This window comes from Paenochrobactrum glaciei (genome assembly GCF_039522165.1).
Taxonomy (GTDB): Bacteria; Pseudomonadota; Alphaproteobacteria; order Rhizobiales; family Rhizobiaceae; genus Paenochrobactrum; species Paenochrobactrum glaciei.
This window is the reverse complement of the sequence record NZ_BAAADE010000001.1, coordinates 1290882-1304318: the sequence shown is the minus strand read 5'-3', so window position 1 is coordinate 1304318 and position 13437 is coordinate 1290882. Positions and strand designations below refer to the sequence as shown.

General features: G+C 49.7%; 17 protein-coding genes. 8 read left to right on the top strand and 9 right to left on the bottom strand.

Annotation, left to right across the window (positions count from 1 at the left end; genetic code table 11):
* The first annotated feature begins 51 nt into the window (after positions 1 to 51).
* From ABDZ76_RS06140 to cysK, 5 genes are all read left to right on the top strand, one after another.
* Positions 52 to 858, top strand: coding sequence for a ComF family protein (locus ABDZ76_RS06140; protein ID WP_343802742.1), 807 nt, complete (start codon positions 52 to 54; stop codon positions 856 to 858).
* Between the two features lie 75 nt (positions 859 to 933).
* Positions 934 to 1197: a glutaredoxin 3 gene (gene grxC, locus ABDZ76_RS06135; protein ID WP_343802738.1), complete on the top strand. Its 264-nt coding sequence runs from the start codon at positions 934 to 936 to the stop codon at positions 1195 to 1197.
* An 11-nt stretch (positions 1198 to 1208) separates the two neighbouring features.
* Positions 1209 to 2045, top strand: coding sequence for a carbon-nitrogen hydrolase family protein (locus ABDZ76_RS06130; protein ID WP_343802735.1), 837 nt, complete (start codon positions 1209 to 1211; stop codon positions 2043 to 2045).
* Between the two features lie 18 nt (positions 2046 to 2063).
* Complete coding sequence (locus ABDZ76_RS06125) at positions 2064 to 2489, top strand: DUF1178 family protein (protein WP_184221739.1); 426 nt, start codon at positions 2064 to 2066, stop codon at positions 2487 to 2489.
* A gap of 236 nt (positions 2490 to 2725) precedes the next feature.
* Positions 2726 to 3724, top strand: a complete 999-nt coding sequence (gene cysK / locus ABDZ76_RS06120; RefSeq protein ID WP_343802730.1) for a cysteine synthase A — start codon at positions 2726 to 2728, stop codon at positions 3722 to 3724.
* A gap of 84 nt (positions 3725 to 3808) precedes the next feature.
* Here cysK and ABDZ76_RS06115 read toward each other — a convergent pair whose 3' ends face one another.
* From ABDZ76_RS06115 to ABDZ76_RS06085, 7 genes are all read right to left on the bottom strand, one after another.
* Complete coding sequence (locus ABDZ76_RS06115; protein ID WP_343802727.1) at positions 3809 to 3937, bottom strand: hypothetical protein; 129 nt, start codon at positions 3935 to 3937, stop codon at positions 3809 to 3811.
* A 238-nt stretch (positions 3938 to 4175) separates the two neighbouring features.
* Positions 4176 to 5051 carry a 3-hydroxybutyryl-CoA dehydrogenase gene (locus ABDZ76_RS06110; protein ID WP_343802724.1) on the bottom strand — a complete coding sequence of 292 codons (876 nt, stop codon included), beginning with the start codon at positions 5049 to 5051 and terminating at the stop codon, positions 4176 to 4178.
* A gap of 94 nt (positions 5052 to 5145) precedes the next feature.
* Positions 5146 to 6075, bottom strand: a complete 930-nt coding sequence (locus ABDZ76_RS06105) for an electron transfer flavoprotein subunit alpha/FixB family protein (RefSeq protein ID WP_343802721.1) — start codon at positions 6073 to 6075, stop codon at positions 5146 to 5148.
* A 24-nt stretch (positions 6076 to 6099) separates the two neighbouring features.
* Positions 6100 to 6849 (bottom strand): electron transfer flavoprotein subunit beta/FixA family protein, encoded by a 750-nt coding sequence (locus tag ABDZ76_RS06100; RefSeq protein WP_343802718.1) that lies wholly within the window; start codon positions 6847 to 6849, stop codon positions 6100 to 6102.
* Between the two features lie 235 nt (positions 6850 to 7084).
* Positions 7085 to 7663 carry a cob(I)yrinic acid a,c-diamide adenosyltransferase gene (locus ABDZ76_RS06095; RefSeq protein WP_184221730.1) on the bottom strand — a complete coding sequence of 193 codons (579 nt, stop codon included), beginning with the start codon at positions 7661 to 7663 and terminating at the stop codon, positions 7085 to 7087.
* A gap of 3 nt (positions 7664 to 7666) precedes the next feature.
* Positions 7667 to 7864, bottom strand: coding sequence for a twin transmembrane helix small protein (locus tag ABDZ76_RS06090; protein ID WP_184221728.1), 198 nt, complete (start codon positions 7862 to 7864; stop codon positions 7667 to 7669).
* Between the two features lie 33 nt (positions 7865 to 7897).
* Positions 7898 to 8737, bottom strand: a complete 840-nt coding sequence (locus ABDZ76_RS06085) for an SDR family oxidoreductase (protein ID WP_343803163.1) — start codon at positions 8735 to 8737, stop codon at positions 7898 to 7900.
* Positions 8738 to 8895: 158 nt separating this feature from the next.
* Here ABDZ76_RS06085 and ABDZ76_RS06080 point away from each other — a divergent pair, with 158 nt between their 5' ends.
* Positions 8896 to 9759 carry a YihY/virulence factor BrkB family protein gene (locus ABDZ76_RS06080; protein WP_343802709.1) on the top strand — a complete coding sequence of 288 codons (864 nt, stop codon included), beginning with the start codon at positions 8896 to 8898 and terminating at the stop codon, positions 9757 to 9759.
* Between the two features lie 35 nt (positions 9760 to 9794).
* On the opposite strand, the gene ABDZ76_RS06075 is transcribed toward ABDZ76_RS06080, so the two are convergent.
* Positions 9795 to 10661 (bottom strand): DMT family transporter, encoded by an 867-nt coding sequence (locus ABDZ76_RS06075; RefSeq protein WP_343802706.1) that lies wholly within the window; start codon positions 10659 to 10661, stop codon positions 9795 to 9797.
* Between the two features lie 141 nt (positions 10662 to 10802).
* Here ABDZ76_RS06075 and ABDZ76_RS06070 point away from each other — a divergent pair, with 141 nt between their 5' ends.
* Entirely contained in the window at positions 10803 to 11285 is a 483-nt protein-coding gene (locus ABDZ76_RS06070; protein ID WP_343802703.1) for a YaiI/YqxD family protein, read from the top strand.
* Positions 11286 to 11296: 11 nt separating this feature from the next.
* Here the strand turns inward: ABDZ76_RS06070 and tlpA are convergent, their stop codons facing one another.
* Positions 11297 to 11968 carry a thiol:disulfide interchange protein TlpA gene (tlpA, locus tag ABDZ76_RS06065; RefSeq protein WP_343802700.1) on the bottom strand — a complete coding sequence of 224 codons (672 nt, stop codon included), beginning with the start codon at positions 11966 to 11968 and terminating at the stop codon, positions 11297 to 11299.
* A gap of 64 nt (positions 11969 to 12032) precedes the next feature.
* Between tlpA and argH the strand changes: the two genes are divergently transcribed.
* Positions 12033 to 13433 (top strand): argininosuccinate lyase, encoded by a 1401-nt coding sequence (gene argH, locus ABDZ76_RS06060; RefSeq protein ID WP_343802697.1) that lies wholly within the window; start codon positions 12033 to 12035, stop codon positions 13431 to 13433.
* Positions 13434 to 13437 lie beyond the last annotated feature (4 nt).

Sequence of the window (13437 nt, the reverse complement as noted above, 5' to 3'; positions counted from 1 at the left end):
TTCTGGCATGGTGACTTGAGTGTTACATGCGTTCGATCGGGAGCGAATGCAATGACAAACCATGCCGACTTACAAAATAATGATAATGATGAAGAGCCTAAAAAGCTGAATTTCAACTTTTCCGCCCATGCGGCAAAAGCCTTAAAAGCGGCCGCCGATATTTTATTTCCGCCCACCTGCATCGGTTGCAAACGTCATGTTTCGCATCCCGGCTCCTTGTGCCCTGCCTGCTGGGGCGAAATCCGCTTTATCGAACAGCCCTATTGTCCGGTGCTTGGCACACCTTTCGCCCATGATTTCGGCTCGCATTTTTTATGCGCCGAAGCCATCGCCAATCCACCTCCTTTCAAACGTCTGCGCTCTGCCGTTTTGCATAAGGGAGCGGCGCAACGCATGGCTGTGTCACTCAAATTTTATGACCGCACCGATTTAGCGCCATGGATGGCGCAATGGTTATCGCGTGCAGGGCATGAACTGCTTGATGATTGCGATGTGATTATTCCGGTGCCGCTGCATCGCTGGCGCTTTTGGCAACGCCGCTACAACCAATCGGCGGAACTGGCGCGCAGCCTTGCCAGATCTGCACGCAAACCTTTTTGCGCGGAGGCTTTAATCCGCACCCGCAACACGGTGCAGCAAACCGGCTTGGGCAGTAAAGAGCGCCAGCGCAATGTCGATGGTGCGTTTAAAGTACCGGACAAAGGCGATATTCACATTCGTGGGCGACGGGTTTTGCTCATTGATGATGTTTATACAACCGGCGCCACCGTACGCTCTGCCACCCGCACTTTACTGCGCCACGGCGCGCAATCTGTAGACGTTTTAACCTTCAGCCGTGTCTTGCCAGAACAAATCTAAGGTTTAAGCAATAGCAACAAGGGCTTTCGGTTGAAGCAATTTAAGCATATATGAGCATCAACAATGGAGTTAATCATGGTTGATGTTACAATTTACACCCGTCCGGGCTGCCCTTATTGCACCAGAGCAAAAGCTTTGCTGACCCAAAAGGGCGTTGCATTTCACGAAATCAATGCCGGTGCCACACCGGAACTACGTGCAGAAATGCAACAAAAATCCGGCCGCAACACATTTCCGCAAATTTTTGTCGGTGAATATCATGTTGGCGGCTGTGATGAGTTGCATGCGCTGGAAGCGCAAGGCAAACTGGACGGACTTTTGGAGAGTGGAACACTATAAGGGATAAAGCCATGAGCACTTTTCGCGCAGCCGCTATTCAGATGCGTGTTGGTAGTGATATCAACGCCAATGTTGAAACGCTGAAGCAACTTGTTGCTGAGGCTGCGCGCCAAGGTGCCCGCTATGTGCAAACCCCTGAAGCAACCGGCGGCTTTCAGCGCGATAAAAACGTGCTGCTCGCCACCATCCGCAACGAAGCCGATGATCCGGTATTCTTAGCCGCAGCAACGCTTGCCAAACAACATGGCATTTACCTGCATATTGGTTCCACCGCCATTCGTGCGGCAGACCAGAAGGCTGCCAATCGCGGCGTGATCTTTGCACCCGCAGGTGAGAAAATCATCACCTATGATAAGATCCATATGTTTGATGTGGATTTGGACAATGGTGAAAGCTGGCGTGAATCTGCCACTTACGAGCCGGGCGACAAAGCTATTGTTGTTGAAACCCCACTTGCCAATATCGGCATGGGCATTTGCTACGACATCCGTTTTCCGCAGCTTTTTCAGGCACAGGCTTTACGCGGTGCCAATCTGCTGACAGCACCGGCCGCCTTTACCCGTCAGACCGGCGAAGCACACTGGCATATTTTGCAACGCGCCCGTGCCATTGAAAATGGTGCTTTTTTGATCTCTGCCGCTCAAGGCGGTTTTCATGAAGACGGGCGCGGCACCTATGGCCACTCCATCATTGTTTCCCCATGGGGCACGATTTTGGCCGAAGCCGACCATGACGAGCCATGCGTGATTGTGGCCGATATTGATGTGAATGAATCTGTGCTTGCGCGCAAAAAAATTCCTAACCTTGCCAATGCACGTCAGTTCACCACCCAAATTGTCAAAGCATAAGGGACTAAAACAAAAGAAATGATCCGCTTTTCGCTTAATTGTGCCAGTAACCATCATTTTGAAGCCTGGTTTCGAAACAATGATGATTTTGACCAGCAGCTGAAAAGCGGTTTTGTAACTTGTCCGCAATGCGGCTCGCAGAGTGTACAAAAAGCACTGATGGCACCGTCTGTCTCAACGGGTCGCAAGAAAGAGCAAATCGCGGTCAGCATGGATGAAGCGCAGAAAAAAATTCTGAACGACATTCAGGATCTCGCGCGCAAAGTGCGGGAAAATGCTGATTATGTCGGCGATAAATTTGCCGAGGAAGCACGCAAAATCCATTATGGCGAAACGGAACAGCGCGGCATTTATGGCGAAGCCACAGCCGATGATGTGACATCGCTTGTTGACGAAGGTATTGAAATTATGCCGCTTCCGGCTTTGCCTGAAGACAAGAACTGATCAATCAAATCTAAGCTATTCAACAACAGCAATCAGGAATAAGATATTTTCCTGACGGCTTCGTCTGACCTGCATTTTCGGGAAATATTTTTCTAATAAACTTTAATATTGGAATTATATGCCCCATATATAGATTTATACGCAAGGCGAAAACTTGAGTTTGCAAGCCGCTCGATTAAAATCAGCGGCAATAGAAAACAAGATTTTATCACGGGTCTAACGTAAAGGATCTAACAATGTCGAAATCAGAGAACCAAACCTCAAACCAAAAAAACGGTCAGCAGATCGGCCGTGGTCACGTTTACGACTCGATCCTTGATACGATCGGCAACACACCTTTGGTGCGCATTGATAAATTCGCGCGTGAACATGGCGTCGTCGCCAATCTTCTCGTTAAGCTTGAATTCTTCAACCCGCTGGCAAGCGTCAAAGACCGTATCGGTCTGGCGCTCATTGAAGCGCTGGAAGCCTCAGGCAAAGCCGTGCCAGGCCAAACCACACTGATTGAGCCAACCTCCGGCAATACCGGTATTGCGCTGGCTTTTGCAGCCGCAGCCAAAGGTTATCGTCTGATTTTGACCATGCCGGAAACCATGTCGGTTGAACGCCGTAAACTGCTTAAATTCCTTGGTGCCGAACTGGTGCTGACGGAAGGCGCAAAAGGCATGAAGGGTGCGATTGCCAAGGCCGAAGAACTGGCTGAAAACACACCACATGCCATTATTCCGCAGCAGTTTGAAAATCAGGCTAATCCTGAAATTCACCGTAAAACGACAGCTGAAGAAATTTGGAACGACACCAATGGCGAAGCCGATATTCTGATTTCCGGTATTGGCACCGGCGGCACCATCACCGGTGTGGGACAGGTTTTGAAAGCCCGTAAGCCAGAGTTTAAAGTGGTTGCGGTTGAACCTAAAGATTCACCCGTTCTTTCCGGTGGCGCACCAGGCCCGCATAAAATCCAAGGCATTGGTGCAGGTTTTGCGCCAAAAACTTTGGACACCGATGTTTACGATGAAATTATTCAGGTTTCCAATGAAGACGCTTTCGCCAAATCCCGCGAACTGGCACGCGTTGAAGGTATTCCGGTTGGCATTTCATCAGGTGCAGCACTGACCGCTGCCATCGAAGTTGGCAAACGCCCTGAAAACAAAGGCAAGAACATCGTCATCATCATTCCTTCCTTTGCCGAGCGTTATCTCTCCACCGCTCTGTTTGAAGGTCTGGACGACTAATCAATGCCTCCCAAGCACGCATAAAGAAAAAGCCCGGTTCGTCATCGAAACCGGGCTTTTATTTTAAACAGTCTGTTGTTTTCCTCATCGTGCAAAACGCGCTGCGCAAGCAGGTCCCGGACCACGCATATAATGACGTTCCGGACGATAGCTCGGCACCACGAATTCACGAATGACGTTTACGCTTTCGCGCAAGTGAACAATAATGCTCATCGTCTTCATCCTTAATATAATCAATCATTTACAACCGATAATAGGCAATGATGGGTTAATTTTTAACGCCCTCATTAATCAAATATTTAGCATTTAAAGATGAATACACACTGAACAGTGACGGTTAATGAAATCTTAAGCCGAATTTCATCGATTGTTATCCACAATAAGAAAATAAAAAATGGCGCCGGATGCATAAGCACCAGCGCCATTAAAATTTCTAATATTAGAGCCTGACTTAACGTGTCGGCACCGGTTCATCACCGCGATAATCATAGAAACCGCGACCGGCTTTGCGTCCCAACCAGCCAGCTTCAACATATTTAACCAGCAACGGGCACGGGCGGTATTTACTGTCTGACAACCCGTCATAAAGCACCTGCATGATCGACAGACATGTATCAAGACCGATAAAATCTGCCAGTTGCAAAGGCCCCATCGGATGATTGGCACCAAGACGCATGGCGGTATCAATGGAATCCACCGAACCGACACCTTCATAAAGCGTATAAATCGCCTCATTGATCATCGGCAGCAGGATACGGTTGACGATAAAGGCCGGAAAGTCTTCCGCAACAGTGATGGTTTTATCCAGTGACTGTACGAAAGCCTGCGCTTCCTTGAAGGTTACTTCTTCCGTTGCAATACCGCGCACCAATTCAACCAGTTTCATCAGCGGCACAGGATTCATAAAATGAATACCCATAAAACGCTCCGGCCGGTCAGTGGTTGCTGCCAGTCGGGTGATGGAGATGGATGAGGTATTGGTTGCTAAAATCGCCTCCGGATTAAGAATCGGGCAAAGAGAAGCAAAGATTTTACGCTTAATATCTTCGTCTTCAGTGGCCGCTTCAATCGCCAGATCAACGCCAGCCAGATCTTCCATGGCTTTGGCAGGCACGATTTTTTTCATCGCTTCACTGCGCTGCGTATCTTCCAGCTTACCGGAAGCCACCTGACGCGCCATATTGCCATTGATGGTGGCAATACCTTTTTCCAGACGCTCGGCATCTGCATCATGCAGCAGCACAGTATATCCGGCGAGCGCACAGACATGCGCAATTCCGCCGCCCATTTGTCCGGCACCGATAATTCCCACTGTCTTAATCGCCACCGTAACATCCTCCAAATAAGCGCCCTGCTGTCACTCAGTCAGGGCTAAAGCCGTTGATAAAATTTGTCAGAACCAAGCTGGTTCTGACAAAAAATTAAAGCGCCTTTTCCAGTTCCGGCAGGATCGTAAAGAGATCGCCCACCAGACCATAATCAGCCACCTGAAAAATCGGAGCTTCTTCGTCTTTGTTGATTGCAACAATGACTTTAGAATCCTTCATCCCCGCCAGATGCTGAATGGCACCGGAAATACCGGCAGCAATATAAAGTTCAGGCGCAACCACTTTACCGGTCTGGCCCACCTGCCAGTCGTTGGGTGCATAGCCCGCATCCACAGCTGCACGCGATGCGCCAACAGCTGCACCAAGCTTATCTGCCAATGGCAGGATCACTTCGTTGAACTTATCTTCCGAACCCAATGCGCGGCCCCCGGACACAATGATCTTGGCAGAGGTCAGTTCAGGACGTTCACCACCCGACAGATCTGCGCCAACATAAGAAGACAAAGCCGGATCAGCTGCCGCTGCAACTGTTTCAACGCTGGCAGAACCGCCGGCACCTACGCCAGAGAAAGAAGCCGTACGCACAGTGATAACCTTTTTAGCATCGGTTGACTGCACGGTCTGGATCGCATTACCGGCATAGATCGGACGCTTGAAAGTATCAGCCGAAACCACTTCCATGATTTCAGAAATCTGCGCCACATCCAGAAGAGCTGCAACGCGCGGCAAGATGTTTTTAGCATTCGTGGTCGCAGGAGCAATCACCGTATCATAACCATCGCTAAGCGAAACGATCAGCGCTGCCACCGGCTCTGCCAGACGGTTTTCCAACACATCAGCCTGCGCCAACAGAACTTTACGCACACCTTGAAGTTTTGCCGCCTGATCAGCAACGCCTTGCGCATTTTGACCGGCAACCAGAATGTCCACATCGCCACCAATCGCCTGCGCGGCGCTCAATGCTTTTGCAGTTTGATCGGACAAGGTTGCATTATCATGTTCAGCAAACAGAAGAATAGCCATCAGTATAAATCCTTGATCCTTAACTTACAAAACGCCGGCTTCGTTTTTGAGCTTTTCAACCAGCTCGGCAACGGATGCCACCTTGACGCCAGCCTTGCGGCCACCTGGTTCTTCTGTTTTCAAAACCTTCAGGCGCGGGGCAATGTCGGCGCCAAAATCAGCCGGTGATTTCTCATCCAGCGGCTTTTTCTTCGCCTTCATAATATTCGGCAAGGACGCATAACGCGGTTCGTTCAAACGCAGATCAACAGTGACGATTGCAGGAATTTTAACATTGATGGTCTGCAAACCGCCATCAACTTCACGGGTAACAGTTGCCTGATCTGCACCAAGCTCAAGCTTGGAAGCAAATGTAGCCTGCGCCCAGTTGAGAAGCGCTGCCAGCATCTGGCCGGTCTGATTGCTGTCATCATCAATGGCCTGTTTGCCCAAAAATACCATTTGCGGTTGTTCGGCTTCAACAACACCTTTAAGCACTTTGGCAACACCCAAAGGCTCAACCTGATCATCGGTTTTAACCAGAATAGCACGGTCTGCGCCCATCGCCAAAGCGGTGCGCAATGTTTCTTGTGCCTGAGCAGGACCGATTGAAACAACGACGATTTCAGAAACTTTACCTGCTTCTTTCAAACGGATTGCTTCTTCAACCGCAATCTCATCAAACGGATTCATCGACATTTTTACATTGTTCAGTTCAACGCCGGTTCCGTCTGGCTTCACACGGATATTTACGTTGTAATCGACGACACGTTTGACTGCGACGAGGACTTTCATCCACATTACCTTTCATTTCATCAATGCAGCAAAATGATAATTGTCACTTCGCTTAAACATCCTGCTGGCATCTTCATCAGATTTCACCACCATCAGAAGCCTGTTCACACAACCGATGAATTTGGCAGAAACGTAATGACGCTTCTGCTATCCGTCAATCAGATAACGCCAAAAGTGGCATTAAAGATAACGGTTCTTTGCTCACGCCGATTTTCATCAGCGTTTTTAGCTTCACTTAACGGTTTTGGCCGGGCACCCACAAAACATCAAGCGCGCCATTTTCATTCACCGCACGCGATGCGACAAAGAAAAAATCCGACAAACGATTGATATATTGCAACGCTTCACGGGATACGACTTCGCCGTCAACATCGCTTAAAGCCACCATCAAGCGCTCGGCACGTCGCGAGACGGTACGCGCCAGATGCAGCATGGCGGACGCCGCCGAGCCACCCGGCAAAATGAAAGAGCGAAGCGGTGAGAGATGCGCATTCAGCGCATCAATATCTGCCTCCACACGTTCCACCTGAGAGGCCACAATGCGCAAAGGCTCATATGGCAGCACCGTGCCATCGTCAGGCGCGGAAAGATCTGCGCCTAAATCAAACAAATCATTTTGAATGCGCGACAGCATCGCATCAATTTCCGGATAGGCTTCCAGATGCAAACGCGCCATGCCGACACAGGCATTGGTCTCATCCACCGTGCCATAGGCTTCGACGCGCAAATCGCTTTTCTTGCGGCGCGCGCCAGTGGTCAGCCCTGTTGTGCCATCATCACCGGTGCGCGTATAAATTTTATTGAGCTTGACCATGGATTAACCTGCCTGACGACTGAAATAAATTGTTGCAACAATCAGCACCAGCGCGACAAACTGCAAGAAAATGCGCAATTGCATCATCTTATTAGAATAGTTGCCGTCACCGCCCCGCATCAAATTGCGCAAACCTAAAAACAATACGAAGGCAACCGCGGCCATCGCAATCATCGCGCCATATCTTAACAGACTATCCATCATCCACCCATTTTGTTTGTCACTGCAAGACGTCTAAGACTGGCCCGACAGCATTTTATAAAACCAGCGCAGCGGTAAAAAGCGCTGTGCGATGACGCCAAGCTTCGCCGGACGTGTCACCAGATAATGTGGCCGTGGCTTAGCTGCATCCAATGCATGCAGCAATACATCAAAAACAGCTTCGGGACCAAGCTTGTCTTTTGATTGTGTGCCACCGGATTTCAATTTCTGCATCTGGCGCAAATACAGATCATGATGAACTGATGCCGCCATATCAATATGTTTTTCTGCCTGTTTTGCCGCATTATAGGTAAATTGCGTGGCAATCGGCCCCGGCTCAATCAGTGACACCTCAATGCCGGTGCCCTGCAACTCCATCCGCTGCACCAGCATCAAACCTTCAAGCGCATATTTGGAGGCAACATAAGCACCGCGCCATTTCATCGGCACACGTCCCAAAATTGATGAGCAATGCACAATACGGCCATGCCCCTGACGGCGCATCACCGGCACAATTTTACGCGTCAAACTATGCCAGCCAAAAAAGTTGGCCTCAAACAATTCCCGCAAAGCATCAAGCGGCAAATCTTCAACAGCACCGGGCAAAGCATAAGCGCCATTATTATAAAGCGCATCTAATGTGCCGCCGGTTTTCTCCAAGACCACCTTCACCAGTGCTTCGATTGAAGCTTCATCCCTGTAGTCCAGATAAAAAGCTTCCAGCCCGTCTTGTTCCAGTGCTTCAATGTCATGGCTGTTACGGGCAGTGGCAAACACCCGCCAGCCACGCGCCTTCAGCTGGCGCGCTACATAAGCGCCGATCCCTGATGAACATCCGGTGATAATAATTGTTTTTTGCGGCATGGACGGCATCAAAATTTCTTATCCCTCATTTGCCAAAGCTTGGCGAAACTATCAGCAAAGTGATTAAACGATTCGATTAGGACTTTCTTTCTTACAATAGTCATGCCAGACCTGCGCTTAAGATTTATGCAATAACGATGCCGAACCTTAAGGATAAATTTGGCGCTATGCGAAAAGTAAAAACTTTCCTCACCAAAGTTATTTTTGATGCTGTCGGCCATTTCAACTCAGATGATGGCTGGGCTTTTGCCAGTCATATTGCATTATCCGGCCTGATGGCGCTGTTCCCGTTTTTGATCTTTGCCACAACTCTGGCTTCATTTTTAGGTGCTCAAGCTTTTGCCGATACCGCCATGCATATCGTTTTTGATATCTGGCCATCCGCTATCGCGGGCCCGATTGCCAATGAAGTGAAAAATGTTCTGACCGTGCAGCGCAGCGGACTTCTGACCCTCAGTGTGATTGCCGCCGCTTACTTTGCATCCAATGGTGTGGAAGCTTTGCGCATAGCGCTCAACCGCGCCTATCGCGTCACAGACACACGCTCAATCATCTTCTGCCGCTTGCAAAGTCTGGGCTTTGTTCTGCTTGGCACTTTGGCACTGATGGTGATCAGTTTCCTGCTGATTTTGGCGCCGCTCGCCTTCCGTATTGCCGTGCAATGGTTTCCCGATATTGACCTATTTGCAGGCACAATCAGCTTCTGGCGCTATTTCATTGCCGTCACAGTGCTGATTTTAGCGCTCTTTATCGTGCATATCTGGCTACCGGCAGGCAAACGCACTTTAGGCGATATTATTCCCGGTATCGTGCTGACATTAATCGCATGGCTGGCAGGAGCCATGGCCTTTGCAAAATATCTGGAAACATTTGCCAATTACGTCACCACCTATGCCGGTCTTGCCTCGATCATGGTGGCGATTGTGTTTCTCTATATGGTTTCCGCAATTTTCATTTTGGGTGCGGAAATCAACACAGCTATTATGAATTATCGCAAACGTGAGCAGCAACCGGAATTATCCGGCAATTAATCAATCACTGCTCACGCTTTAGATATTATGAAAAATCAGGTTTTGCGCTTCATGCTGGTCAGCGCCACACCAATCGTGGTCACCAGCATGCCTGCAATCTGTGTCATGTTAAGTGTTTCATCAAACAAGACATAAGCCATCAAAGCTGCTGCCGCAGGCACCAGATAAAACAGCGACGAGACTTTCGACAAAGCGCCTTCGCGGATCATCACCATCAAAGCCAGCACAGCCCCGACAGAAATAACAATCGTTAGCCAGACAAGCGCGATGATGAGTTCTGATGTAAGCTGGAACTGGCCGGTTTCAACCAACGCCGCACAGATAAGCGTAAACAATCCGGCAGCCAGATATTGAATGGCTGTGCCAGCCTTCAAATCCATTGCGCTGCCAAAGCGCTTTTGCCAGACCGTGCCGGAACTGATCGCCAAAACACCGATTAAAGCTGCAATCAGCGTCACCGGATTAATACCATCAGAACCCAATGAGAATTTCGGCGAAACCACCATCGCAACACCGATGAAGCCTGCAACCAATCCCAATAATTGCTGTTTCTTGATGCGCTCGCCTAAGAAAATGCCAGCAAGCAAAGTGGTTACCATTGGCTGAAGACCTGCAATCAAACCCGACATACCGGCAGGCAAACCATTATGCACCGCCCAAAAAAGTGCCGACAAATAAATGCCATGCACCAGCAAGCCGGTAACACAGGCCTGCGCAAAACTTTTTCCCTTTGGCCAGACAACACCTGTTGCCAAAGCCCAGATGCCGAAGATCAAGCCGGCAAAAATAAAGCGAACCGTCATGAAGCTGAAAGGTTCGGCATAAGGCATGGAAAGCCCAGCACCGATAAAACCTGTCGCCCACAAAAACACAAAAAACACCGGAAACAAGCGGACTAACATGATTTTACCTTGAACTTTTAATAACAAACCTCGTCATTAATCACGCGTAAGAAACTGAACCAAGTTATTTTTCGTCACTTTGTGCTTCTGACCAAGCAGTGTGACCTTGCAGCCATAGTCATTAACTGGCATTGCTGCGCCATGAGCGAAGATAATAATCAAATCATATTGTTTGTTGATGCCGATGCTTGTCCGGTAAAGGCCGAAATATATAAAGTAACTGAACGTCATGGCGTCAAAGTGCTGCTTGTCGCCAATAGTTACATGATGATCCCGCGTGATATTACTCATGTTGAGCGCATTGTTGTGCCAAGCGGCCTTGATGTCGCTGATGACTGGATTGCTGAACGCGCCCGCCCCGGCTCAATTGTCATCACCGCCGACATCCCGCTGGCAAGCCGCTCGGTCAATGCAGGTGCCATCACCATTGCACCTAACGGCAAATTGCATACAGCCAATAATATCGGCAATACGCTGGCCACCCGCAATCTGATGGATAGTCTGCGCTCTTCCGGTCAGGTCACCGGCGGCCCTGCCCCGTTTGCACCGCGTGACCGCTCCAGCTTTTTATCAAGCCTCGAAGAGGCAATCACACGGCTTAAAAGAGAAGGTTTCAAACCTTAAAACGGCTTCTTTCAAAGAGATTGCGCAGCCTCGATCAATTTGATTGCTTCGGGGCTGTCCCATTCGGCCGGTCCGTTCATGGATGAAATCTGGCAGCCGTCTTTATCAACCACCAATGTTACCGGCAGGCCAAAGGCCAGACTTTTACGCTTCAGATCATTAAAGCTTTTTAAGCTCGCATCACGATAAAGCGCCAGATGTTCAATGCCGATTTCATTTAAGAACCCAACCGGCTTGGTATTGTCGCCGGTGTCAATATTAACGGCAACCACCTCAAAATCATCGCCGCCTTTCATCTCTTGCAACTTATCAAGTGCAGGCATTTCTTCACGGCAAGGGGCGCACCATGTCGCCCATAAATTGACGAGCAGGGTTTTGCCTTTGAAATCTCCGAGTGTCATTTTTTTGCCGTCGCGATCTGAAAATTCCAGATGCGCCAGCGAAATCGGGTTGTCGGCAGCGCGCATGGCAGCCACAGTTCCGCCAGCCGCAAGGTCCAGATTTTGCAGTGTGCCGGCTTTTGCCGCACAAAACTTGTCCTGATCACTATTTCCTGTGGCAAGGTTTGCGCTAATATCATTGCCAGAAGGGCGTTCCATCACGTATACCGCCCCTACACCGGCTAGTACACCTGCGACGGCTGCCAGTATGATGATTCTCGGTTGTTTCAGAATATTGGTCATCTGTCGCTGTTTCCTGCCATTTCGTCTTATATTAGTTTTACCGTTAAGCCTGAGGCATACGAGCATGAGCGAACAAAAATCAAGCAACCAGATGTGGGGTGGCCGTTTTGCCTCAGGACCCGATGCGATTATGGAAGAGATTAACGCATCTATCGGTTTTGACCAAAAACTCTATGGTCAGGATATTCGCGGCTCCATTGCGCATGCCAATATGTTGGTTAAATCCGGCATTATTGCGAGTGAAGATCACGTAAAAATCGTTGATGGCCTGAAGGCTGTTCTGGCTGAGATCGAAAGCGGTAAATTCACTTTCTCCCGCAAGCTTGAAGACATTCACATGAATGTTGAAGCGCGCCTTGCCGAACTGATTGGCGCCTCTGCCGGTCGTTTGCATACTGCACGCTCGCGTAATGATCAGGTAGCGCTGGACTTCCGCCTCTGGGTTAAAGAAGAGCTGGAAAAAACTGCATCCGCATTGAAAAACCTCATCGAAGCTTTTCTGGAACGCGCCGAAGAACATGCCGCCACCGTCATGCCGGGCTTTACCCATCTGCAAACAGCACAGCCTGTCACATTTGGCCATCATTGCATGGCCTATGTGGAAATGTTTGGCCGTGATCTGACACGCGTACGTGATGCCATTGAACGCATGAACGAATCACCGCTTGGCGCGGCGGCACTAGCCGGAACCGGTTTTCCGATTGACCGTCATATGACCGCAGAAGCGCTTGGCTTCCGTGAACCAACCCGCAACTCCATCGACAGCGTGTCTGATCGTGACTACGCGCTGGAGTTCCTCTCTGTTGCTGCGATCTGCGCCACCCATCTTTCGCGTCTGGCTGAAGAAATCGTTATCTGGTCAACACCACAGTTTAATTTCGTGCGTCTGTCCGATGCTTTCTCGACCGGCTCTTCCATCATGCCGCAAAAGAAAAATCCGGATGCCGCCGAATTGGTGCGCGCTAAAACCGGCCGTATCACCGGTTCGCTCGTCGGCCTTCTGACTGTCATGAAAGGTCTGCCGCTCGCCTATTCCAAAGATATGCAGGAAGACAAAGAAGCCGTCTTTGATGCCGCAGAAACCTTGGAACTCAGCATTGCTGCCATGAGCGGCATGGTGCGTGACATCACCATCAACACCGCTTCCATGAAAAAGGCTGCGGGCTCCGGTTATTCCACTGCAACCGATCTGGCCGACTGGCTGGTACGTGAACTGGGCATGCCTTTCCGCGAGGCGCACCATGTTACCGGTCGTGCTGTTGCAGCGGCTGAAGCCAAAAAAGTTGATCTGTCGAAGCTCAGCCTTGCCGAGTTACAGGAAATCCATTCCGGCATCACCGATGCTGTGTTTGATTTCCTCACCGTAGACAAATCGGTTAAAAGCCGTCAGTCTTTCGGCGGAACTGCCCCGCAAGAAGTGCGCCGTCAGATCCGTTACTGGAAAAAGCGGATTGTTAAAGCCTGATCTT